Raw genomic sequence first — 25,080 nt, 5'->3', positions numbered from 1 at the left:
TAAAAAAGCCTCTCTTTTAGAGAGGCTTTTTAGTTATATCCTCCAAATATTTTCTATAATTTACATTGTGCTTAGGAGGATATATGCGGTTAACAATCGTCATTGCCAGTACTGTACTGATTTTGAACGCCATATTTATTGGCTGTAGCGGCTACGGCTCTGAATATACCCCAGAGGAATATTCCTCGGATTCCTTCAGTTTCCTCTATTCTTCCAGTTACAAGGGCGGCTCCTCCAGTTCCGCTTATTCCAGCGCGTACAATTCATCTTACTATTCCTCCAGCTCGGAAACCCTCTTTATCCCCGACCTCGAATACGACAAAAACCTGAATGCCACAGTTAAGCTGGATTCCGTGTGGTACAAAGGCAGCTACGCCAAGACCATCCAGATCGGCAGCTACATTTGGCTCGCCGAAAACGCCAAGGAATACCCCACTTGGAGAACCAGCAAATGTTACGACGTTAAAGACGAGAACTGCGAAAAATACGGTTACCTTTACCTTCAGTGGGACGCAGCCACCCTTTGCCCAGACGACTTTTCCATTGCAACCGCCTCCGCTTGGGAATCCCTCTTTAAAAACGTGAGTTCCAACAAATACGTTATTTCTAGCACCTTGTGGAGCGGCACCGCCAACGGTACCTACGCATTGAACCTGGTACCCGGCGGCATGTGCGATGGGTTCACCTGCACCGACGGCGGCAAGAAAGCCTACTATGTCGGCGCTGGCGAGAGCAAAAGCGATACCAAGATTTACGTTATCGATAGCGACAGCCACACATCCAAGCCGCTCTCTTCATTCAGCGATTCCTCATTCTTCTCTGTCCGCTGCGCCAAGCTGTCTACCCAAGTCAAGAAAGGTTCCGACCTCAGCGCCTGCGACACCAAGGAAAAGATTATGGTACAGGAAGATTCCAGCACCTACACCTGTATCTACGGCAAATGGTTCAAGGAAGTCTATAGGGAACCCGAATGTTCCAAGTCTACCGAAGGTAGCACCTACTACAAGATTCGCCCCTATGTCTGCCAAGACGGCGAATGGCGTGAACTTGAGGAACTGGAAATCAGGCTGGGCTACTGCACCAGCGCCACGCAAAATGCAACCGCCTTCTACAACGACACCTCCTACATTTGCGACTCCCTCTCCTGGCGAAAGCAGACACTTCTCGACGCCCAAGGAGAATGCAACGAGCAAAAGGGCGGCGATTCCATATACCATAATGGCATAAGCTACGTCTGCCGCAACAGTATGTGGCAGACACTCAGCTCCATGGAAAACAAATATGGCGTCTGTAACCCGAAACGCCTCAGCGAAGTAATCGTAGAACAGGGCGACCACTACATCTGCAAGAACAATACATGGAGTAGGACTACCGCTGCTGTAGATGTCTACGGTAAATGCGACACCACCAAGACCGATTCCATTTACGTTGTATCGAATCACGGCTATGTATGCGAAGGCGGCGCATGGCGCGGTATTTCCAACCATGAAACTCTATACGGGCTCTGCAACGCCAAAAAACAAGACACCCTTATCACGTTGGGCAACTACAAGATTATTTGTGACAACAAGGCATGGCGGTACGCCACCTTGCAAGAAGCCTACGGCGCATGTACCGCAGAACTTCAGGATACAATATATATCTATGCCACGGACACCAACACCTATGTCTGCGACAACCTGACCTGGAGCAAATTGACGAAGCCCAACGTTTCGCTTTCGTACTGCACCAAGAAAAACCAGGGTTCAAAAGCCAAGACGACTACCCCCAAGGCTTTCTGGTATTGCAACAATTACCAATGGACCCGCATTGATTCCCTCTCCTACAATTATGGAATTTGCTCCGGCGACAGCGTCGGCAACAAAATCTACCCGAAGAAAGACTCCCTTGGCTACATATGCAAGTCTACAGGAGCCGGCCTATACCAATGGGTGCAAATGACAATCAAGGAACAGTTCAACCTGGATTGCGACGAAACCACCCAAGACACCATGGTTGTCGGCAGGCTCTGCGACAACGGCACCTGGAGAACCCCCACTTCGCTCGAAAAAACGATTGGCAAATATTGCTCGAAAAAGAATATTGGTGAAAAAGCAACCACCTCTTCTAAATACTATGAATGCGAATCAACCGGTTGGACTAGCATTACCCAAAGCATGTATTACCTAGGGGAATGCTCACGCGACAGCCTCATTTCCGTTTTGGATGGCGTCGAATACTATTGCTCCGACGGCAAGTGGATTACACCACCCAATGCGATCAATGATACGACCAAGTCTTGCAGCGGCCAGTCCGGAAAGACCGGCGCCTACAAGGGCAAGATTTACATATGCAAATACAATAGCGGATATTACAACTGGGTTCGCCTAAACGATGCAGCCATCAAACTCGGTTTTTGCACCAATGCGCGCGAAGGCGAACTCGCTAAATTGAACGACAAGTACTATATGTGCCAATACTCTTGGTGGAGAGTACCGGACCTTTCCTTAATATTGAGCAAAAGCGAATGTGGAACTATTAATATTGACGGCCAAGAATACACCTGCTCCGGAGACAAATGGACGCCGGTTTACGGCTCAATGACGGATTCCGATGAAAACACCTACAAGACCCTTAAGGTAGGTACGCAAACCTGGATGGTAGAAAACCTGAACTATAAAACTGAGAACAGCTGGTGTTACAACAACGCCGACAGATACTGCGCCCAATACGGAAGGCTCTACACCTGGGATGCCGCCCAAACAGCATGTCCCAAGGGTTGGCATCTTCCAAGCCACGAAGAATTCAACTCGTTAAGGAGTAATTCTCTTCATATTTACCTTTCAAACCACGATAACGGTAACTGGCAGACCCAAAACGCCAATATAAAATACCAAGCCCCTGGTTTTGAGTTCTTGGCTGCAGGAATCAGAACGGACGAAGGATCATTTGACTACGAGCACCGTCTTGCGGGCATGTGGCTAACCGATACGCTCGGTAACGACGCAAATAAGGCTTGTTTTATGAAATTCATGGACGAAAGCATGCCTGGCGACTATACTCTTGAGAATAGCTGCGGTTCTAAAACCGAAGGGTACAATAGTCTTCCCGAATCTCCTGATGTGTTCTCAAACAAAAAAGGCTACGGGTATTCCGTTCGCTGCGTCAAAGATAATTAAATTTTATGGTTAGGTAAATTTATGCGAAATTCCCTTATTCTCTCTAGTTTCATTCTGACTTTAACCGTCCTGTTTGTTGGCTGTAGCGGCTACGGTTCCGACTACACCGAAGAAATCTTTTCTTCGGATTCCTACAGCTACAACAGTTCCTCGAGCTACAAGGGTAGTTCTTCGAGCACCAAAGGTTCTTCGTCTTCCAGCGAGAACGGCTCTTGTTCTTCTGAATCCGACCCGGACCTCGACGAATCTTCTTCCAGTGAAGAAATCAAGTCCGTTCCGGATTTGGAATTCGACAAGAACTTGAACGCCACGGTGAAACTGGACTCCGTATGGTACAAAGGCAACTACACCAAGACCATCCAGATCGGCAACTTCATATGGACCATCGAAAACGCGAACGAATACCCCACTTGGAAAACCAGCAAGTGCTACGATGTCGACAAAAGCTATTGCGAGAAATACGGTTACCTTTACCGCGAATGGGATTCCAAAACCCTATGCCCTGACAGTTTTTCGATTGCCTCCACCACCGCTTGGGAATCTCTCCTTGATAACGTGGGTTCATCCTTAAAATACATCAAGTCAAGCACATTGTGGAACGGCAGTGCCAACGGCACCTACGCCTTGAACCTGGTGCCCGGCGGAACATGCACTGGCATCACCTGTACCGATGCCGGCAAAAAAGCATACTACATCGGTGTAGGAAACTCCAACAATGATTCGAAAATCTACATTATTGGCGACGACGGCTACACCATAAAGCCCGCATCCGAATTTACGGATTCGTCATACTTCTCGGTCCGTTGCGTCAAGGAAACCTTCCAAGTCTTGAAGGGGTCTGACCTCAGTTCCTGCGACACAAAGAACAAAGTCTGGGTTCAAGAAGATTCTAGCACCTACACCTGCGTTTATGGCAAATGGTTCAAGGAAGTATTCAGGGAACCCGAATGTTCCAAGGCAACCGAAGGAGCCACCTACTACAAGAACCGCCCCTATGTCTGCGACAACGGCGAATGGCGCGAAATCAACGAACTCGAAGCAAGAATCGGTTATTGCACCAAAGCAAGCCAAAGGGATACGATAGCCTATAAAGACACCATGTACATTTGCGACAGCCTCAGTTGGCGAAAGCGCACCCTTACCGACGCTCATGGAACATGTACCGATACAAATGCGGGCGATTCCGTTTACTATGAAGGCAACAATTATGTTTGCAAAGACAATTACTGGCGGACCCTAAACAATATCGAAACTAAATTCGGGGTTTGCACCAAGGAACGCTTCGGCGAAGTGATTTTCGACAATGCATACTACAACGTCTGTAAAAACTACGAATGGCAAGTCACTTATGAACCCGAAGACGTTTACGGTAAATGCGACACTACCAAGACCGATTCTGTCTACACGGTTGTATACTATAATTACGTGTGCAAGGGTGGATCCTGGGTTACAGCAAATGCAAAAGAAATCGCCTTCGGCGTCTGCAACGGCAAGACGCAGGGTACCGTCAAGCATACAGACACCACGACATACGTTTGCGACAAGGGCATTTGGCGCATCGCGTCTGTCGAAGAGGCAATGGGTAATTGTAGCGCTGCGCTTCAAGATACAATCTATGTAGCAGACGGCACTACCTACGCCTGCAACAACCTGCAATGGCAAAAACTGACAGTCCCTGTATCTTCGTTCCCCTACTGCACCAAGAAAAACAACGGCGCAAAAAAGATCTCGAGTTCAAAGTATTATATCTGCGAAGACTACGTATGGAAACAAGTGGACATGCCCACCTACTACTACGGTGAGTGCAACGAAAAGATTGTGAATGACATCTGGCATTCCAACAAAGATTCTCTTGGCTACAAGTGCGCATTGTCCTCTGGCACCTACAGCTGGGTAAGGGCAACCATCGTAGACGAGTCGGGAGAATGCACCACCGCCATTCAAGACAGCGTATACCGAGGATACGTTTGCGATGACGGCAAATGGCGCACTTTGACAGCCTTCGAAAAGAAGAACGGGAAATGCACGCAAAAAAATACCGGTGACTTGCTTGCCGCAGCCGGCTACTATTACCAATGCGTTGCTGCCGGCTGGGTAACCATTGAAGAAGAAGATTACAACGTATACCAAACGCCCTGCAACGAAGACAACGACAGCCTTGTCATCAAGACCAAGGCAAGCATTTACCTATGCAGCAACAACAAATGGGGACTTTTCCCCACGACCTCTGAAGTAAAATGCCAATCCGATGAAGATGATGGCAAATTGGCCGTTTCCAACGGCAGACTTACCAGCTGCTACTACCGCTATACATGGAGAACACCCGAAGACGAAGAGGTTATATATCAGCACGGAATATGCACCCAAAAAAGAAACGGAATGATCGTCCCGTTTAATAATGAATTTAAAATATGCAACAATGGAACTTGGCAGTTTTCCACATTTGCAGATTATTTAAAGAGCAAACCCTGTAACGAAACCGTCACTACAGGCGGAATCGAATACGCCTGCAAGAACAATGTTTGGGCGCCTATCTATGGGACCATGAAAGATAGCCGCGACGGCCAAACCTACAGAACTCTCAAGGCCGGTGAACAAACCTGGATGGTCGACAACCTGAACTACGAAACAGAAAACAGTTGGTGCTTTGCAAATGCAAACACTCAAGAAGAATGTGCCGTTTACGGAAGGTATTACACGTGGAAAAATGTCAAAGACGCATGTCCTAAAGGTTGGCATGTTCCCGATGCATACGAGTTCAAAAAATTGAGATACGTTCCGAAAATACAAATAAAGGATATGGATTATTGGCAAAGCACCGAATACGATCAAAGTGTCTATAAAGGCTTTGAACTTAGGGGTACTGGAATCCGTAACACAAACGGAACATACGAATACGCAAACCGCGTCGGAGGTTTCTGGTACGCAGATTCCGTAAGTGCAACAACCGCATTTGTCGAATTTTACGGCGTTACGAGTGCACAGACATTCACCACATCTCTAGACAGTGACCACTATAATCCGAAAGACAGTGAATCTCCCTTCACCTACATCATTGACCAGAATATGGGTGTCAATATCCGCTGCGTAAAAGACGAATAATCAAGATAATCGACACCAATGAGAAAGCCGCCCTGTGAACCAGGGCGGCTTCTTAAATGATCTTGATATAATTACTCGTGAAGGATGACGTTATCAATCGTCTGGCCGCTTACCTTGACGGAATCCCACAATACGGCGTTGCTGATCGTGCTGTTCTCGATGACGCAGTCGTCGCCCACTGACACGTTCGGGCCGATGGTACTATTCGTAATCTTTGCGCCCTTGCCGATGTAGCACGGAGCGATCACCTTCACGCCAGGGAGATTCACCGAGGCGGAATTGTCGATACGCTTGAGCACGTGGGCGTTGGTTTCGAGCAAGGTTTCTGCCAGGCCGCAGTCCAGCCACTTTTGCACCGGAGCGGTACGGAAATGGCAGCCCTTTTCAAGCATCATCTGGAGAGCGTCTGTCAACTGGAATTCGTTCTTGGTGCGGATATTGTTATCCATCAGGTACTTGAGACTCTGCTTGAGCACCTTGGTATCCTTAATGTAGTAGATACCCACAATGGCTTCGTCACTCACGAATTCCTGGGGTTTTTCGACCAGGCGGGTAATACGACCGGTACTGTCGGTCACGGCTACACCAAATCGGCGCGGGTCCTCGACCTTATAGGTGTAAAGGATGTTTTCGTCCACATTATGGAGAATGGAAAGGTCCGCTTCAAAAAGGGTGTCACCCAGAATAATCAGGACCGGTTCGTCATCATCCACGTAAGGCAGTGCGAGGCTGATCGCTTCGCCCAGGCCCTGGGGATTGGACTGGACCACAGCACGGGTTTTACCCCAAGCAGGGCGCTTTTCCAAAAAAGAGTCTACAGCCTCAGCCTTGTAGCCGGTAATAAAAATCGTTTCCGTGGGCTTCAGGCTCAGGGAATCTTCAACAATCCAATCCAAAATCGTCTTACCGGCAACAGGCAGCAAGCACTTCGGCACATTCTCGGTGTAAGGCCGCAGACGCAGTCCGTTTCCAGCGACGGGCAGAACAATCTTCATTTAATCCAAATTCCTCAAAACAAAACTTTACACTCGCAATATAGCATTTTATATGGAACAAGGTTATGGGAAAATAATAATAATGTTGTAAACTAGTCCATAATACCAAAAAAGAAAAACCTCTCCGTTGGGAGAGGTCTTCGTGGATGATGCAGGGGTCGAACCTGCGACCCGCTGATTAAGAGTCAGCTGCTCTACCAACTGAGCTAATCATCCATAGTCGCTTAGGACGCGCACAATAATAGAATTAAAATGGGCCGCTGTCAAGGGGTGAAAACGCAATTTTTCAAAAAAATCTATATTTTTTTCATGAGCCTGAATTCGAATCGTATGGATGCCTACTTGGCGTTTTTGGGGGTAGAACGCAACTTATCCCCAGCGACGATTCAAAGCTACCAGGAAGACTTGCGGCACTTTGTCGGCTGGCTAGACGAAACCGGGCTCGACCTCAAGGATTTGACCCCCGAAAAGCTGGACGAATTCCTGACGCTCACCGCCGGACAGACGGAATACTCCCCCACATCCATCGCAAGACACTTTTCGAGCCTGCGCGGGTTCCTCAAGTACATGCAGAGTCAGGGCGAATACGACTTCAGTACGGAATCCATGCTGGATCGCCCAAAGCTCGGGCATTACCTGCCGCAGTACCTGACCCGCGAAGAAATCGACAGCGTTTTTGAAAGTGCGGCCAACGGCAAGAACCCGTTGCGAGACACCGCCCTATTCGAGCTCATGTACAGTGCCGGGCTCCGCATTTCGGAAACCTTGAACATCAAGCTCTCGCAGCTGGACTTGGACAACGAATGGCTCACACCTATCGGCAAAGGGAACAAGCAGCGCCTGGTGCCGCTCGGCAGCAAAGCCAAAGAAAATCTGAAAGCCTGGATCGAGCTTGGCAGGCCCCTCACCCACCCGACCACGGACAACATCATCCTGAATTCCCGCGGCAAGCCCATGACCCGCATGGGAGCCTGGAAAATCGTACAATTGCATACGATGCACTTGAGCAAGCAAGTTTCGCCGCATACCTTCCGGCACAGTTTTGCCACCCACTGCCTTGAAGCGGGCATGGATTTGCGCGTATTGCAGGAACTACTGGGGCACGCCGATATCAGCACAACCCAGATTTACACGCATATTGACAAGGAATTTATAAAGCAGGAACACCGTGCGCACCATCCTAGAGAACAGACAAATTCTTACCATCGGCCCATACCCTGATTTGACACCTCCCTAAATTCTAGATATATTTGAACAAAAGATAAAAGCAGAGGCTAAAATGAAAAAAATTTCATTCCTTTTGTTTCCTGCACTCACTGCAGCCGCTTTTTTCGTTGCCTGTAGCGACGACGACTCTTCAAGCCGCAAGGTGATTACCGAAGTCAACTCGATTTACGAACTCGGAATTTGCGGAGAAGACAACCAAGGCGATACCGTCTACGCCAAAAAAGAAGACGCCCAGTATTACTGCGACGACGCGAACTGGGTTCCCGTTGCCACCAAGGAATCGACTGGTTCCTCAAGTTCGTCTAGCCAAAAAGCAAGTTCCTCGTCCATGACCAAGGCGGAACTCGATAAATTTACCGAATTGTGCAAGGCTTCCGGCGGCAAGGTAAAAGACGGTGCCTGCTCCTGTAAAAACGAGCTCTGCGATGTCGGTGCGGTCTGCAACACCATCACGGGCATCTGCGGCAACCAGAGCAAACCAACTGACATAGACTCCACCGCCAGTTCTTCCTCGACCGTGACCACATTCGCCGACTTGTGCAAGGCATCTGGCGGTACGGCAAAAGACGGGGCTTGCGTCTGCGACGAAGTCTCCTGCGACGAAGGCGTTCTCTGCAACACCAAGAGCAAGGAATGTGCGAACAAGGACGCTGTTGAAATCGAGTGCGACGACAGCTACAAGAGTACATGCTCCGACAGCCCCGCAAGTATCGGCATTGTCAAGGAATGCGTGAAGGGAATCGTCGTGAACCGCTCGTGCGGCACGGTCTCTTGTAACGAAGAGGGCACAGACTGCGGCGAATGCCTCAATGACGTACAGACCTGTACCGAAGACAAGAACTTCAAGGCGACCGTCACCCACTGCGAAAAGGGCAAGAAAGTAACTGAAAGTTGTGACGGTAAATCCTGCGACCCGCGCGACAACGGTTGCGGCGAGTGCACGAACTACGAACACACATGCACCAACGATGACGAAGGAAAGGGAACCGTCTACGAATGCGTCGCCGGCGAAGCCAAGAAGGCCGTTTCCATATGCGGCAACAAGTCGTGCCGTACCGACAAGGCCATCTGCGGCGAATGCCTTAACGGAGAACTGAGGTGCGACAACGACATCAACAACAATGCCGTCATGTACAGGTGCGTCGACGGACAATGGGAACGGCTCCATAACAAGTTCGACCCGCTCGACAAGGAGTATTACCAATGCCCCGTCGCTTGTAGAGAAGGCACCGATCCACAGAAGATGGAAATCGAATGCGACATAGACCAATGTTCTGATTGTGATCCATGCTGGGGTGAACCAATGGTGGGAGCTCCCTCCAATCCAAATCCCTGCTACGATGAGGAACGTTGCAAACAAATTCTCAAGGATGAAGACCCCGCCTACCCTCCGTTCAGGGATTTCGAAACGAAAAAAAAATGGAAGGCCCTGATTCCCGAAGAAAAAATGGCTGTGAAGACCGTTACAGGATACAACTGGAAAGACTATACCCACACTGACGTTAATGACCGAGTGGGGCCTTTCGAGTTTGACCTTACAAACGAGACGCGCCGCGTATCGTGCAACGCCTTGGGAACCTACTTCGGCAAATGCCACAACACCCTGCAGACCTGCATTAACAAGGCTTATCACACTGGGGGATTCATGGTTGTCTGCTCCAACGGAGACCTTGTTGACGCTGTTGATGGTGAAGAACCTAATGGAGACGGAATCGCTTGCAATTGCGAAGATCTTGGCAACGTCAACGCCTACGGATGTTGCTACACCAGAAGTGCCTGCTTCAAGCAAACCAACTGGTCTAGGGACCGCTGCGCTAAGCCCAAGAGCACCGCTGCCGACGAATAATTTCAAAGCCAAAACAAGCAGAAAGGAACCGCAAGGTTCCTTTTTGCATATTGACGTATTATCCACGACAAACAGCGCAACCCTGGGAATTTATCCCTAAAGGGAATATATGTTTATAATGGATAGCTATGACTTCTAGAATTTTAAAAATTGCGCCTGTGGCCCTTTTGTGCGTGGCCGTGAGTAGCGTTTTCGCCCTTGGCCTTGCCGACGGTGCGGCAAAGTTCCTCGGCAGTACAACTGTCGAAGGGCCTGTCCCTTCTGACTTCGGGACTTATTGGAATCAGATTACCCCAGAAAGGCAATGCACTTGGCGAACCGTCGAACAAACTCGCGGCACCTTCGATTTTTCCGAATGCGACATCCCCTACAACTGGGCAAAAGAGAACAAGGCTACATTCAAATTTCATGCCCTATTATGGGCTTCGGGAAACCCTTCTTGGCTTAGAGACCTTAGTGCGGACGAAACAAAAGAAGCCATTACCGCGTGGTTCGATGCCGTTGCGGAGCGTTATCCGGATCTAGAATACATCAACGTGGTCAGTGAAGCCAGGCGAATCCATTCACAAATAGGCAGCAACAACAAAATTATCGAAGCCCTTGGCGGCGACAACGAAGACTATAAATTCATAACCACCGCATTCAAGATGGCCCGCGAACGCTGGCCCCAAGCAATCCTCATTTACAACGACTACAACACAATCCAGTGGGAAAGAAATGAAGGGATCGACCTAATCAATACGATCAAGAACAACGGGGCCCCAGTTGACGCCTACGGACTTGAAGGCAACGATTTGATTGTGATGGGAACCGGCCCCATGAAATGCTACAATCCAGACTTGCTCAAGAACGCCCTTCAGGAGATTTACGAGAAAACAGAAACGCCTCTACTCATTTCTGAATACAACATCAGCAATGAAATAGACAGTATTCAAAAAAACTGCTTCGCGGAACATATTCCTGTTTTCATGGAAACCGAATATGTAGTAGGAGTCACCCTATGGGGCTATCTCTATGGGCAATCCTTAATGCAATGCATCACAAACCCAGGGATTAACTGTTGCGGCCTCATCAGGGATGGTGAAGACCGCCCGGCAATGACATGGCTCAAGGAATATTTCAATTTTCAGGAAGATACCACTGCGAGGGACACGACTATTGCCGATTCCACGATTGCAATCGGCAGCAGCCTCCACCTGCAGGCGAATACCCTCCAGGCGTACGACGTATTCGACCTGAACGGCGTCCGACTCGGCCGCCTGCGCGCCTACACCATGGACGAGGCTGTTTCGACACTCCAGAATACAAGCGACATCAAGGTCCAGGGCGTCTACATGCTCCGCTCCGTGAAGAACGGCACCGTAAAGCAAGTGCGGATTGCACGGTAGAATTATGGCACGTTTCTCACAAACGTACCATCTTTCTTATAGATGGACAATCCGTCATGCCAAATCACATCGCTAGCCAATTCATCTCGACAGGAATAATACAAATCCCCTAAATCAAAGCGACATACGCCCAGAGACTTTGTGTCAATCTGCCAATGCATTTCATCATTCCAGCGAACCAGAGCAAATAACTCCGAGCAATGAATTCCATCTTTAGAATAACATTGATGTTTGCTGGAAACGCTCCCTGCAAAGAATTGATCTGTATACCAACTCCCATACTGATAGGTAAATGAGACTAAAGTATCTAGCCGCCTTTTTATAACTTTACGAACATGTTCCACGACAGCAGAATCCATGATACAAGGTTCTGCAAATCCATCCTTATAACACATGTCAAAGTCTATTAAGGAATCTCGCGCACTTTCCTTCACATAGATTTCTTTTTCATACACCGAATCAAGCAATGCAGAAAGTTCATCTTTTGCACCAAAATCTTCGCCAATCAAGAAATTGTATTTCTTTGGCCAATATTTAGCAGATGGCTTCATCTTTTTAGAAACAACAACATTAGCATACAAAAAATCGCACTTCACGCTATCTTTGGAAGCACAAATTGCATCATAGGATCCATCTTCATTCTGATAAAGATGAGAAAAGCCTACAACACCAGAGTTAAGCACCATATCTGCATATGAAATATGATTCACCCTTGTTTCCAAATCTTTTACAGGATCACGAGAATTAAAATTTTTAAGAATTCGAACAAGTAATGAGGTGTCTAAATCGCAGGGATACCACAGGTTCTCTCCTTCTACACTCGTCGAACACGCCTTGTACAGTAACGCTTTACGGGGTATAGTGTCAATAAAATCGGCTCTGTTAGAGTGCGAATTAATCCAAGAAGAGCAATATTCCAAACTGTTGTGATACTGTTGTTCCGAGATTCCGGGACTCACTTCATTAGGGCACCATCCCGAAGGAGAGCACTTTGGCTTTGGGTGACACCCAGCCAAAACCGCCAAAATCAAAAGAATCAGAACTCTATAAAGCATACATCACCCGCAAAAAAGCGCCCTTCACCCATAATTTTACTAAATTTGAGCCGTTCAAATTATAAACCAAGGATTAACAATGAGCAAGAATTACAAGATTGCAGTGCTTCCGGGCGACGGTATCGGCCCCGAAGTCATGAAAGAAGCTGTCCGCGTGCTGGACGTGGTTTCCAAGAAGTTCGGCTTCGACGTGAACGCCGAATGGGCAAACGTCGGTGGTGCCGCCTACGACGAAAGCGGTTCTCCGCTGCCGGAAAGCACCCTCAAGCTGGGCGAAGCTTCTGACTGTATTCTTTTCGGTTCTGTGGGTGGTCCGAAGTGGGAACACCTCCCCCCGAACCTGCAGCCGGAACGCGGTGCACTTCTGCCGCTCCGTAAGCACTTCAAGCTTTTCTGCAACCTCCGCCCGGCCCGCGTCTATAAGGAACTCGCAGGCGCATGCCCGCTCCGCGCTGACATCGTTGGCGACGGCTTCAACATCCTCACCGTCCGCGAACTGACGGGTGACGTTTACTTTGGCCAGCCGAAGGGCCGCGAAGGCGTTCCGGGCTCCAAGGAAGAAATCGGCTTTGACACCATGAAGTACAGCCGCTACGAAGTCGAACGCATTGCCCGCTTCGCCTTTGACGCCGCCATGCTCCGCAACAAGAAGGTCGCCTCCATCGACAAGGCCAACGTGCTCACCACGAGCGTGCTCTGGCGCGAAGTCGTGAACGAAGTCATCAAGGACTACCCGGAACTGACTCTCGAACACCTCTACGTGGACAACGCTGCCATGCAGCTCCTGAAGCGCCCGCGCGAATTCGACGTGCTGCTCTGCCCGAACCTCTTCGGCGACATCCTCACCGACGAATGCGCCATGCTCACCGGTTCCATGGGTCTCCTCCCGTCCGCTTCTATCGCCGAAGGTTCTTTCGGCCTCTACGAACCGGCCGGTGGTTCCGCTCCGGACATCGCGGGCAAGGGTATCGCTAACCCGCTCGCACAGATTCTCTCCGTGGCTTTGATGCTTCGCTACACCTTCAAGGAAGAAGAAGCGGCCAAGGCTATCGAAGCTGCCTGCGAAAAGGTGATTGCCCAGGGCTTCCGCACTGGCGACATCTACCAGGAAGGCTGCACCAAGGTCGGCACGACCGGCATGGGCGACGCTATCATAGCCGCACTTGCCTAAGTGCTACTATAGAACCTACGATTGGCAAGTGCTCTCGCCACCACGGCTCGTTAAGACGAGCCGCTTGTGGCTCACGGATCAAGGCTTTGGGCTAATCGCAAACACGACCGGTTAATACCGGTCGCTTTTTGCTCACACTAATCACTGTCTACTTCCTACTGTCTACTAAAATGCTCAACACAACCCTCTGCTACATCGAACAAGACGGCAAGTACTTGCTGCTCCACCGCGTCAAGAAGAAAAACGACATCAACAAGGACAAGTGGATCGGCATTGGCGGCAAGTTCGAGGAATGGGAATCTCCCGAGGACTGCATCAAGCGCGAGGCTCTCGAAGAAACGGGCCTCACGCTGATTCGCCCCAAGTACAGAGGGATTGTCACCTTCATTAGCGACGGCATGGACCAGACCGAGTTCATGCACCTGTTCACGGCGACCGAGTTTACCGGCACGCTCAAGGAATGCGACGAAGGCACGCTCGAATGGGTTGCCAAGGAAGACGTGGCCAAGCTCCCCCACTGGGACGGCGACCTCATTTTCTTGGCACTCCTTGAACGAGGCGCGCCTTTCTTTTCACTCAAGCTCACCTACAAGGGAAGCTCCCTGACCGAAGCCTTGCTGAACGAAGAACCCGTGACCGTGAGCGACGTCACACAAGGGTAATCGCGCCCTTTAAAAAGCGGGGGAAAAAGTTACATTTACACGCAAAAAAACACGTAAGTCATTGTGAAAAAATATTTTACAAGATTTTCTATGACCTTTTTTGTGTAATAATTTTACATTATAGATATCCAAACCAACCCCTAGCACCGCCCGAGATTCTATCAAAGGCGGTGTATTTTTTTACCACTTTGCCAATGCATTTGTGATAATCAGGTCTTGGAGTTTTTCAATGGCGCGGGCCTGGCCATGACGGTCTTCAGTTTCATTCGCCTGCACGTCGTAGGTGCCTTCTGCACTGAGAGACTTAGATTCGTAAATCACCTTATCCTTCACGTTATCAAAGAACTTGACGCTCACGCGGATTGTCACGCGGTATGTTTCGACATCGCTGTTGCTGTTGTAGTTTTCGGGCTTGTTCGTATAGCTTAAGAGAGTCATCTCGAAGTCTGCCGTGGCGTCACCGGTTACAAGGCGCACGCCGCCTGCATTCTTGCGGAACATCTCGACCACGCCCTCACGAATGTTGTTGGCAAGCACCGGGTCAAGCGTCTTGTCTTCGACTTCGTGAATCTTGACCGTCTTGATATGGCTCGGGAGCGTCGACGCCGTAAAGCTGTAGCAACCACTCAAAAGCCCCGCAAATAGAGCGACAGCGACTAAACAAAGTAAACGAGACACGTTCCTAGAAAACATATTGCAAATTTAAAAAAAACACTCCCAAAGGGAGTGTCTTTAAGGCAAGAATTTGGTTAATTCTTAAAGCGAGGTCTTGAACGTTCTAGAACCGACCTTCACAATGTACACGCCCTTGGCTCCAGTGTAAACCTTCTGGGCGCCTGCAATGCCACGGGTCGTCGTGCTAACGACGTTGCCAAGGCTATTGAACACGGTGATGGACTTGCCCTGAGCGTTAGCAACCATGATGCTGTTGTCTGAAGACTTATAGACAGAGACCGAGGCCAAGCTAAGATCTTCGAGCAAAGCCTGAGGATTACCCGAGCTAGAAGATTCTGCGGGCTTTACACTGCTAGAGGACTTCGGAGCTTCAGAAGAAGAAGACGCCACTTCGCTAGAAGAGGATTCCGGTTCAGGCTTTTCGCTAATAAGGCCGTTTACATCCCACTGCTTGATGAAGTTCCAGATATCGGAGACATCTGCCTTGGAGGGGCTGTGACCACGGCCAGGGAGCTTCAAGTGCTTAATATAGACACCCTTGTCGCAAGGGCCCCAAGTGTACATCGTAGCACCATTATTTTCGGCATTGGGATAATTCGTTTCTTCTTTTGCCTGAGCCGGGCAGTTGAACTGGTCACGGTAATTCTTGATGAAGCCTTCCACCTGGCTGTAATTCAGCACATCATCGTTAGTTCCATGCGGATGGATGATAGGCACCGGACGCATCGCCTTGGACGCACCGAACACGTTCGTACCAGAAGTAGGCGCAAAGGCGGCGATCTTGTCGGCAATCTTGCTCATAGAATGATAGGTGAACATGCCACCCATCGAGAAGCCAGAAAGATACACGCGTTTCTTATCGATCTTGTAGTCGGTGTACATCTGGTCGATGATTTCGGTCATCCACTTGGTATCCTTATCGCCCTGGATATCCCAGGTACTCATGCCCGTACCGCCTCTCGGGTAAACAACCACAAAGCCCGCCGTATCGGCTACAGCTTCCCAGTGGGTGTTGGATTGCTGGTAATTGGGGTCCTGGTCCATACCGTGACATGAAATGAGCAACGGGCTATTTTCCTTAAGATCCGACGGGGCATAGACATGGATTTCTCGACCCGAAACGGACATCTTTTTGTAGTCGTTAAGAGTTTTTCCTCCACCGCCTCCGCCCCAGCCGCCCCATTGGGCAAAAGACATCGACGCTGCTGCCAAAATTGGTAACAAGTATTTCATTTTTCACTCCCTATGTATATGATACCTAGGGATAATATATACCGAAAAAATAGGATTAAAACATTCCACGATTCAATTGTGTTGTTGCAAAAGACAACACAGAAAATTAATTTGCACTCCTTTTTTCAGCATTTTGAAATCCGAATTTCGAAATCCGAATTCCGAATTAACTATCTTTTCCGCGTAAAATTTTTATCATCCGAGGCAATCAAATGCTTGATATCAAAAAGATCCGTGAAAATCCGGAATACTACATTGCTGAAACCGAAAAGAAATATACGACCGTAAGCCTTCGTGACGTGCTCGCCGTCGATAACGAACGCCGCCCGCTCCTCACTGAAGTCGAACGCCTCAAGAGCGAACGCAACGCACAGTCCAAGCGCATTGGCGAACTCAAGAAGAAGGGCGAAAACGCAGACGAAGCTCAGGCCGCCACACGCGAACTCGGCAACAAGATCGACGAACTCGACAAGAAGCTCAAGGAACTCGACTACAAGCAGACCGAAATGCTCATGCACGTGCCGAACATCGCTCCGCGTTCTCCGGAAGGCAAGGACTCTAGCGACAACGTGGTCGAAAAAGACGGCCCGATTCCCGCCGACTACTACACCAAGAACGACGACTTCGCCCGCGTGGACCACAAGACTTTGGGCGAACGCCTCGGCATTTTTGACTTCGAACGTGGCGCAAAGATTTCCGGTTCCGGCTTCCCGGTTTACCGCGGTCTCGGTTCCCGCCTGGAACGTGCCCTCATCCAATTCTTCCTCGACGAACACATGAAGAACGGCTTCGAAGAATTCACGCCGCCGTACTTGGTGACTCGCAACACCATGCGCGGCACGGGCCAGCTCCCGAAGTTCGAAGAAGACATGTACCGCTGCGACAAAGACGACGACCTGTTCCTCATCCCGACCGCAGAAGTGCCTCTGACTAACCTCTACTCCGGCGAAGTGATTCCGGAATCCGAACTCCCGAAGCGCATCTGCGCCTACTCCGCCTGCTTCCGCCGCGAAGCTGGCTCTTACGGCAAGGACACCCGCGGACTGCTGCGCCTGCACCAGTTCAACAAGGTCGAAATGGTCTACTTCGCTCACCCCGAACACAGCTACGAAGACCACGAAGAGCTCACCCGCTTCGGCGAAAAGCTCCTGGAAAAGCTCGGCCTCCCCTACCACCGCTTGGCCCTCTGCAAGGGCGACCTCGGTTTCGGTGCCGCCAAGTGCTATGACCTCGAAGTTTACGCTCCGGTCGAAAAGAAGTGGCTCGAAGTCAGCTCCTGCTCGAACTTCGAAGACTACCAGGCCCGCCGCGCAAACATCAAGACGAAGATTAACGGCAAGAACGTCTACGTCCACACGCTGAACGGTTCCGGCCTCGCCACTCCGCGCGTGATGGTCGGCATCTGCGACAACTACCAGCAGAAGGACGGCTCTCTCAAGATTCCTGAAGTGCTGCGTCCGTACATGGGCGGGCTCGAAGTTATCGAACCGAAGAAGTAATTCGTTAAAGTAGTTTTACGTGAGCCACAAGCGACTGATTCAAATCAGTCGTGGTGGCGAGAGCGAGTGCTTATCATATTTTTTCATTTGACTCTAGCACGAGCGGTCTCATAAGTAAACTTTTTTCAATACAGACGTATTGAAGGCTGAGTACAAAGTATATGGTTATGACTTGCATAGTCATAACCATTTTATTATATTTCTCTTAAAATCAACCCCCAAATCCTCTCTCGTAAGGAGATACGAATGAATATTAAGCTTATTTCTGTCGTCTCTGCACTCGCAGTGTCTGCTGCCGTTGCTCAGGACTATGACGACGAATATGAAGAATCCACCTCCTCTACCGAAAGCGTTCAGGAAGAAGAAGCTCCTGCCGCTCCGGCACCTGAACCGGCACCCGCAGCTGAATCTTCTTCTACAACCAGCTTCGAAGCTCCTGCCGCCTCCGAAAGCGTTCCGACTCCGGCCGCTACTGGCAAGTTCAACGTTCTCCACGGTAATGCTTACAACACCGTCAACAACCAGTTCGGCGCTTCTACCATCGATGGCGACATGAACGCAGTCTACAAGATGAACGGCCGCAAGCTGTTCTACGTTGAACCGACTGGTGAAGAAGGCGTTCTCGCTCTCGGCTCCAGCAGCATGACCTACCTCCTCGCTTTTGACAACAGAGCAGGTCTCGGCATGTTCACTGCCGGTATCGCTACTCCCGCTTTCGGTGTCGCTGTTGACCTCGCCATCGACAAGACCTGGACTTCTAACGAACAGAAGGCCGCCAACGTCAAGAACACCCGCGACGAATCCACGACCGCTGCAGGCGACTACATCAACGTGAAGTTCGGCGCTCCTCTCGGAACCTTCGACATCGTTGCTAACGTCTACTGGCTCACCTTCGATGAAGAAACCGACGTCGAAACCGACAACAACGGCAACAAGACCGAAGACGATCCGGACTTCTGGGATCTCGGTGCTAGCGTGACCCTCTCTAACGGTCCGTCCGCTACGAACTTTGCTTGGGCTGCTGGCCTCGACTTCTTGCGCCAGAAGAGCGATCGCCGCGTAAAGGCCGGTAACACCACTACCGAAACCACCAACAACAACGCCTACATCCTCATCCAGCCGCGTTTCGACTTCTCTTTCCCGGTTTTCACTGCTGAAAACGCTCAGGTGTTCCTTGGCTTGAACAACCGCTTGCCGGTCTACATCTTCGATGAAATCGAAAACGGCAACCAGACCACCAACACCTACGACTTCGGCCTGTTCTCTACACCGAACATCCTCGCCGAAATGGCCCTCAACGAAAACTGGATCCTCTTCGGTAGCGCAGCCTTCGTTTGGAAGGTCATCGACTACAAGACCGAATCCATCGAAGAAGGTGCAGCCAACAACGACACCTCCATCATCTCTATGCGCACCAACACGACGAACGCCAGCGCCGGTCTCCGCTTCAGCTACGACCACCTGGTTATCGAAGCTTCTGTTGCTGACAACCTGAACAACGATACATGGTCCGGCCTCGTCGGTAACCTCGGCATCTTCCTCGTGTTCTAAGTGAGGCTAACATGAAATCCGTTGCAAAGATTATTTTGGGATTCAGCCTGCTTGCCTTGGCAGCTTGCTCCGGCAAGGGCTCTGGCGAATCACGTATCAACAACGTTGATAACGACGGAAACGATTCTCCCTCCGTTATCGAAAATGAAGATACCCCTGCAGGTTCTTCGGGTAGCATTGTTGCCTGTAAGCATACGTCCGGTGCTTTCTGTGCCGAAACGACAGACAAGTCGATTAAAAGCGAATGCAACGAAGAAAACGAAGGAATTCTCTTAGACAAGTGTCCCGCTGGCGGAAAGAAGTGCGACATTGGCGACAAGAGTACCACCTTCTACGTTTATCAAGGTGAAATGACTTGCGAAATGTTGATTCAGTTCATGTCTATGGACGACGACGAAGACTAAGTCGAAAACAAACCCATCAACTATTAAAGGCGAACCTTTGAGAAAATCAAATGGTTCGCCTTTTTTTATTTTTCAGGCCATGGTTTTAAACATTATCTGGCTCGTATTCTTCTTTGGCGCGTTTGTCGCCTGCATGGTCCAATGGATCGCTTTTGGCGACTCCGGAATATTCAACAAGGCAATCCTCGGTGCATTCGACATGTCCAAGACGGCTTTCGAAATCGCGATTGGCCTTACAGGCATCTTGAGCCTTTGGCTTGGCATCATGAAGATTGGCGAAAAAGCTGGTGCGGTCCAGATTCTTGCAAGGATTGTCTCGCCTCTGTTCAGCAGGCTCTTCCCCGAAATTCCAAAGAACCACCCGGTGATTGGCACCATGCTCATGAACATCAGCGCCAACATGCTCGGACTCGATAACGCCGCCACTCCGATGGGCTTACAGGCCATGAAACAGCTGCAAGAAATCAACCCGAACGAAGACAAGTCCGTCGCAAGCAATTCCCAGATTATGTTCCTGGTGCTGAACGCGAGCGGCCTTACGCTGATTCCGGTGAGCATTATGACTTACCGCGCGCAGATGGGAGCATCCAATCCAAGCGACGTATTCCTTCCGCTCCTGCTTTCTACGTTCTTCAGCACTATCGCAGGCATTGTCGCCCTCAGCTTTTTCCAGAAGGTCAAGCTCAAGGATCCGGTAACAGTCGCCTGGCTCGGCGGACTTTCGGCTTGCGTTATTTCTATCATGGTCTACTTCAGCCACCTGACGGCCGAAGCAATCGGCACCACAAGCCTTTTGATTAGCGGTATCGCCCTGTTCGGAATTATCGTGGCCTTCCTCGGGCTGGCTGTCTACAAGAAGATTCAAGCTTACGAAGCCTTCGTAGAAGGCGCCAAGGACGGTTTCCATACCGCCGTCATGATTATTCCGAACTTGGTGGCAATCCTTGTAGGTGTCGCCGTTTTCCGTGCCAGCGGCGCTATGGATTTGTTACTGAACGGAGTTTCCTGGATTCTCGGACTTTGCGGTGCCGGTAGCGATATTGTGCCCGCACTCCCCACCGCCATCATGAAGCCCCTGAGCGGTAGCGGTGCCCGCGGCATGATGATCGATGCAATGAAGACTCTAGGCCCCGACAGCTTTGCCGGACGCCTCAGTTGCATGTTCCAGGGAGCCGCCGACACGACTTTCTACATCATCGCCGTGTACTTCGGATCGGTCGGGGTCAAGAAGACCCGCCACGCTGTTACCTGCGCTTTAATTGCAGATGCGGCAGGCGTGATTGCAGCCATCGCCATCGCCTACCTGTTCTTCCCACCCAATTAAAAAGCGACTAGCCTTTCGCTTGTGCTATAAGCAGGGCTAGGTAGCCAACATAAACCGCTAAAAGAATTGCACCGGCGATACGGTTTAAACGCCCCTCGCCTTTACGCCTAAAGCCAAGCACAATCAAGGCAACCGTCAAAGCAGTCATCAAAGGCATGTCGCGATAAGTGACCGCCTTTTCAATTTCATCCATCGGAGAAATAGTTGCCGCTAGGCCCACCACCGCAAGCGTATTGAACAGGTTAGAACCGATAATATTGCCCAAGGCAAGATCGTTTTCGCCCTTGCGCGCCGCAGCAATGGAACTTGCCAGTTCCGGCAAAGATGTACCGATAGCGACAATCGTAAGACCAATCAACAAGTCACTCACGCCAAGCGTACGGGCAATTTCGACAGCCCCCCAAACGAGAGCTCGAGAACTAGCCACCAGCAAGGCAAGCCCCAAGACAAGCCAGAAAATGGATTTGCCTAAGGAAGTCTGTTTTCCGGCGGATTCTTCTTCAACAGAATTTGATGCCTCGACCCTAGCCTTTTTCAATTCACGCCAAATGCTGTAAGCCATGACCAGCGCAAAGACAACCAGCAAAAGTACGCCATTCCAGCGCACCACGCTACCATCCCACACTAATGCAATAGAAAGCAACGACACAGCGATCAGAATCGGCAAATCACCGCGAATCACGGAGCGCTGCATTAGAATCGGAGAAATAAGCGCAGTCGCACCAAGGATCAAAGCGATATTTGCAATGTTACTGCCGTAGGCATTACCCAGTGCCAGTGCAGGATTCCCTTGAGAAGCCGATATAGCAGAAACCGTAAGCTCCGGAGCCGACGTTCCAAAGCCTACGATTACCATACCAATCAGAAGTGTAGACATGCCGCAAAATTCGGCAATACCTACGGCTCCGTCCACAAATTTATCAGCACTCCAGACGAGAACCGCAAGGCCAAGAATTACAGCGACAATGGCAAGAATCATATATTAGAACGGGTAAACGGAAATTCCCAAGTTGAGCGAAGAGGCATCCAAGTTCATATTCATGTTCTTACGATGACCGTCGTACAAATCGGACACACCCAGGTTGGCACTAATGTCAAGCGACAAGTAGTCGTTTGCCATAATCGAGAAACCAAAAACAAAAGCCCAATCCAATTCAGAACGATAGTCGTCAATCAAATCGATTCGTTCCGAATGTTTATTGTCATTACGGTCGGTATAAGAAACGCGAAGCTTGTCGTACAGCGGGATCGACATTTCGACACCGAGATCAAAGAAGAACCTTGATGAAGCGGACTTGAACGTAAAGAGAACCGGAATATCGATTTTCTTTTGACTGAATCTGTAACTCGTAGGAATTTCATCAATGCCTACATAATAGGATTCACTAGCCTTGCTCTGTTCAAAAAGTACGCCAAGCTTAATACCCATCGTATAAAGGTTCAGCGGAATGATAGATACAAGACCCGCTCTCCAGGTTACACCACTATACTGGTCGCTGTCCCAATCGTTACCGGCCAATTGGTAAGCACCCACAGAACCGCGGGCACCGATCTTAAACTTCATAGGATAAAGGCCCCTAAGTTCATCGAGGGTAACCGTGTCCTTTCCTTCGCGTTCGGCAACATAAACGGTACGGACAGGAACGCCGTCTTCACGTGTATAGACTGTTTCGTAATAAACGGTATTGCGAGCATCACGGAAACGCTGGGCGGCTTCAGAAGAAGGACCGACATCCTTGTTATCGGCTCCGCGAACAGCCTTGGGAGCAACAACCACGGCAGGTTCTGCAACAGGTTCTTCAGCGGGGGCTGCGGGAGCAGCAGCTACAGCGGCAGGAGCGGCCTGTTCAGCAGGGGCTGCAGTTTGTTCAGCGGCAACGGGAGCGGCTGCGTCTGCGCCACGAACGGCAACAGGAGCAGATTCTTCTGCCGGAGCAGCTGCAGGAGCCTGTTCAGCAGGAGCAGCAGTTGCAGCAGGGGCGGCTGCGGGAGCCTGGGCAAAAGACATCGCCGAAAGGGCTAGAACGCTAAGAATACCAGTAAGTTTACGATTCATTTGAACCTCCATTTTACAACTTCATTATAGCATTTTTTGAAGTAAATTGCAAAAGGACTCCCCAAAAAAGTGACGAGGTGACAATAAAAAGGTATCAAGCGTCACCAAGAACCCGAAGCATAAGCCAACCTACTTCCGACTTCCTACCGCCTACTTCCTACCGCCTACTTCCTACTGTCTACTTCCTACTGTCTACTTCCTACTGTCTACTTCCTACTGCCAACTTCCTATATTTACTACATTTGAGGCATGAATCTGAATATCGTTTCTTCCGAAAATCTCAAAAACGTTGACAGCAAGGCATACGCCCTGTTTTATGTCAAAGAATCTGTTCAATTTTCAACCGTTCTCTCCCCCGAAGGCGAAGAACAGGTCGAAACCATTCTGAAGGGCATGAAGGAAGGCCCCTTCGAAGACCTCGAATACCTAGAAATCGACGGCTGCAACACCTTCTTTGTAGACGCCGCCAAGGAGCGCGGCCTTTCCGCCCTCGACCACCTGCGCATGGCCGCCTACCGTCTCGCCAAAAAGGCGATGAAGAAGCAGATTCCCTGCGTAAGCCTGTTCCTCGCCGACGCGGCCGATGAACAGTTCAAGGCCATTTTGCACGGCCTGCATTACGCCGACTACAAGTTCGACGCTTACAAGAGCAAACAAAAGCCGAACTTCCAGGTGACCTACGAAATCGTTGCCGGCGAACACGTCAAGGAATTCAAGAAGATTGCCGAAGACGTCGCCGTAGAACAGAAGGCCATTACGCTTGCCAAGAACTTAATCAACACAAGTGCATCCGACCTCTACCCCGCCAAATTCGTGGAACGCGCAAAGACCGTCGCCAAGTACACCGAAGGCTTAAGCATCAAGGTTCGCAACATGAAGCAGCTCGAAAAGGAAGGCTTCATGGGCCACGTGACCGTCGGCAAGGGCAGCTCGCACGAGCCGCACATGATTACGCTTGAATACAAGCCCAGCAAGCGCACCTCCAAGGACCACTTGGTGATTGTCGGCAAGGGACTCACTTTTGATACCGGCGGACTCTGCCTGAAACCGCCTAAATCCATGCCCGAAATGATCAGCGACATGAGCGGTGCAGCGACCGCGCTCGCCGCCATCCAGGCTATCGCTACGCTCAAGCTCCCGATTCGCGTGAGCGCCGTCTGCTGCCTCGCCGAAAACGCCATTGGTAATAAGTCCGTGCTGCCGGGCGACATCTTTACCGCCAAGAACGGCAAGACCGTCATGGTCGACAACACCGACGCCGAAGGCCGCCTGGTCTTAAGCGACGGACTTGCCGAAGCGGGCCTCATCGGCGCAACGCACATCGTGGACCTCGCCACCCTTACGGGCGCCATGGTCCGCGCCCTCGGCTATGCCGTCACGGGATTCTTCAGCAACGATGACGACTTGGGCCTGAAGGTAATCAACTGCGGCGAAGCCTGCTGCGAAAAGTTCTGGAGCATGCCGCTCGAAGAAGAATACGCCGACGCGCTCAAGGATCACTTCGCCGACCTCAAGAACACCGGCAGCGACGCAGGTGCCATTTCTGCAGCGCTTTTCCTGCAGGAATTCGTGCCCGAAAACACCGCCTGGACGCACTGGGATATTGCAGGCACCGCATTCGTCGACAAGAAGTGGAAATACACCGAATACGGCGCGACTGGATTCGGTGTGCAGACACTGATTCAACTTGCCCGCGAATTTAGCGCAGCCGAGTAAATTTCTATCTTTGAGACT

18 protein-coding genes and 1 tRNA gene are annotated in these 25,080 nt (G+C 50.3%); 12 read left to right on the top strand and 7 right to left on the bottom strand.

Annotation, left to right across the window (positions count from 1 at the left end; all coding sequences use genetic code 11):
• The first annotated feature begins 83 nt into the window (after positions 1-83).
• Together B9Y58_RS03450 and B9Y58_RS03445 are read left to right on the top strand one after the other, a co-directional pair.
• Entirely contained in the window at positions 84-3,158 is a 3,075-nt protein-coding gene (locus B9Y58_RS03450) for an FISUMP domain-containing protein (RefSeq protein WP_073054241.1), read from the top strand.
• Positions 3,159-3,179: 21 nt separating this feature from the next.
• Positions 3,180-6,260 (top strand): FISUMP domain-containing protein, encoded by a 3,081-nt coding sequence (locus B9Y58_RS03445; protein ID WP_073054239.1) that lies wholly within the window; start codon positions 3,180-3,182, stop codon positions 6,258-6,260.
• A 71-nt stretch (positions 6,261-6,331) separates the two neighbouring features.
• Here the strand turns inward: B9Y58_RS03445 and B9Y58_RS03440 are convergent, their stop codons facing one another.
• Positions 6,332-7,255: a sugar phosphate nucleotidyltransferase gene (locus B9Y58_RS03440; RefSeq protein ID WP_073054237.1), complete on the bottom strand. Its 924-nt coding sequence runs from the start codon at positions 7,253-7,255 to the stop codon at positions 6,332-6,334.
• A gap of 143 nt (positions 7,256-7,398) precedes the next feature.
• Positions 7,399-7,471: transfer RNA gene (locus B9Y58_RS03435), tRNA-Lys, on the bottom strand.
• Positions 7,472-7,564: 93 nt separating this feature from the next.
• On the opposite strand from B9Y58_RS03435, the gene B9Y58_RS03430 reads away from it, so the two are divergent.
• From B9Y58_RS03430 to B9Y58_RS03420, 3 genes are all read left to right on the top strand, one after another.
• On the top strand, positions 7,565-8,476 hold the full coding sequence (locus B9Y58_RS03430; RefSeq protein WP_073054235.1) for a tyrosine recombinase: 912 nt from the start codon (positions 7,565-7,567) through the stop codon (positions 8,474-8,476).
• A gap of 58 nt (positions 8,477-8,534) precedes the next feature.
• Positions 8,535-10,328 (top strand): hypothetical protein, encoded by a 1,794-nt coding sequence (locus tag B9Y58_RS03425; protein ID WP_073054233.1) that lies wholly within the window; start codon positions 8,535-8,537, stop codon positions 10,326-10,328.
• A gap of 128 nt (positions 10,329-10,456) precedes the next feature.
• Positions 10,457-11,716 carry an endo-1,4-beta-xylanase gene (locus B9Y58_RS03420; protein ID WP_083532193.1) on the top strand — a complete coding sequence of 420 codons (1,260 nt, stop codon included), beginning with the start codon at positions 10,457-10,459 and terminating at the stop codon, positions 11,714-11,716.
• A 2-nt stretch (positions 11,717-11,718) separates the two neighbouring features.
• Here B9Y58_RS03420 and B9Y58_RS14335 read toward each other — a convergent pair whose 3' ends face one another.
• A complete protein-coding gene (locus B9Y58_RS14335) occupies positions 11,719-12,771 on the bottom strand; it encodes a hypothetical protein (protein ID WP_143154640.1) in 1,053 nt (350 codons plus the stop codon).
• Positions 12,772-12,850: 79 nt separating this feature from the next.
• Here B9Y58_RS14335 and leuB point away from each other — a divergent pair, with 79 nt between their 5' ends.
• Entirely contained in the window at positions 12,851-13,942 is a 1,092-nt protein-coding gene (leuB, locus tag B9Y58_RS03410) for a 3-isopropylmalate dehydrogenase (protein WP_072797651.1), read from the top strand.
• A gap of 170 nt (positions 13,943-14,112) precedes the next feature.
• Positions 14,113-14,604 carry an NUDIX hydrolase gene (locus B9Y58_RS03405; protein WP_073054227.1) on the top strand — a complete coding sequence of 164 codons (492 nt, stop codon included), beginning with the start codon at positions 14,113-14,115 and terminating at the stop codon, positions 14,602-14,604.
• A gap of 180 nt (positions 14,605-14,784) precedes the next feature.
• On the opposite strand, the gene lptE is transcribed toward B9Y58_RS03405, so the two are convergent.
• Positions 14,785-15,297 (bottom strand): LPS assembly lipoprotein LptE, encoded by a 513-nt coding sequence (gene lptE / locus B9Y58_RS03400; RefSeq protein WP_073054225.1) that lies wholly within the window; start codon positions 15,295-15,297, stop codon positions 14,785-14,787.
• Between the two features lie 63 nt (positions 15,298-15,360).
• A complete protein-coding gene (locus tag B9Y58_RS03395; protein WP_083532192.1) occupies positions 15,361-16,512 on the bottom strand; it encodes a T9SS type A sorting domain-containing protein in 1,152 nt (383 codons plus the stop codon).
• 212 nt (positions 16,513-16,724) lie between these two features.
• On the opposite strand from B9Y58_RS03395, the gene serS reads away from it, so the two are divergent.
• The 4 genes from serS to B9Y58_RS03375 all read left to right on the top strand — a co-directional run bounded on the left by serS (position 16,725) and on the right by B9Y58_RS03375 (position 21,290).
• On the top strand, positions 16,725-18,011 hold the full coding sequence (gene serS, locus B9Y58_RS03390; RefSeq protein WP_073054221.1) for a serine--tRNA ligase: 1,287 nt from the start codon (positions 16,725-16,727) through the stop codon (positions 18,009-18,011).
• Between the two features lie 246 nt (positions 18,012-18,257).
• Entirely contained in the window at positions 18,258-19,562 is a 1,305-nt protein-coding gene (locus B9Y58_RS03385; protein WP_073054219.1) for a hypothetical protein, read from the top strand.
• An 11-nt stretch (positions 19,563-19,573) separates the two neighbouring features.
• Positions 19,574-19,966 carry a hypothetical protein gene (locus B9Y58_RS03380; RefSeq protein ID WP_073054217.1) on the top strand — a complete coding sequence of 131 codons (393 nt, stop codon included), beginning with the start codon at positions 19,574-19,576 and terminating at the stop codon, positions 19,964-19,966.
• A 79-nt stretch (positions 19,967-20,045) separates the two neighbouring features.
• Positions 20,046-21,290 (top strand): nucleoside recognition domain-containing protein, encoded by a 1,245-nt coding sequence (locus tag B9Y58_RS03375; RefSeq protein ID WP_073054215.1) that lies wholly within the window; start codon positions 20,046-20,048, stop codon positions 21,288-21,290.
• 7 nt (positions 21,291-21,297) lie between these two features.
• Here the strand turns inward: B9Y58_RS03375 and B9Y58_RS03370 are convergent, their stop codons facing one another.
• Both B9Y58_RS03370 and B9Y58_RS03365 read right to left on the bottom strand, forming a co-directional pair.
• Positions 21,298-22,269, bottom strand: a complete 972-nt coding sequence (locus B9Y58_RS03370; RefSeq protein WP_073054213.1) for a calcium/sodium antiporter — start codon at positions 22,267-22,269, stop codon at positions 21,298-21,300.
• Between the two features lie 3 nt (positions 22,270-22,272).
• Positions 22,273-23,346, bottom strand: coding sequence for an outer membrane beta-barrel protein (locus tag B9Y58_RS03365; RefSeq protein ID WP_143154639.1), 1,074 nt, complete (start codon positions 23,344-23,346; stop codon positions 22,273-22,275).
• 249 nt (positions 23,347-23,595) lie between these two features.
• Here B9Y58_RS03365 and B9Y58_RS03360 point away from each other — a divergent pair, with 249 nt between their 5' ends.
• Positions 23,596-25,062, top strand: a complete 1,467-nt coding sequence (locus B9Y58_RS03360) for a leucyl aminopeptidase family protein (RefSeq protein WP_073054209.1) — start codon at positions 23,596-23,598, stop codon at positions 25,060-25,062.
• The last annotated feature ends 18 nt before the right edge of the window (positions 25,063-25,080 follow it).

This window comes from Fibrobacter sp. UWB15 (genome assembly GCF_900177705.1).
In the GTDB taxonomy this organism is placed as follows: Bacteria; Fibrobacterota; Fibrobacteria; order Fibrobacterales; family Fibrobacteraceae; genus Fibrobacter.
The sequence above is the reverse complement of the archived record's forward strand: the minus strand, read 5'-3'. Positions and strand labels throughout refer to the sequence as shown.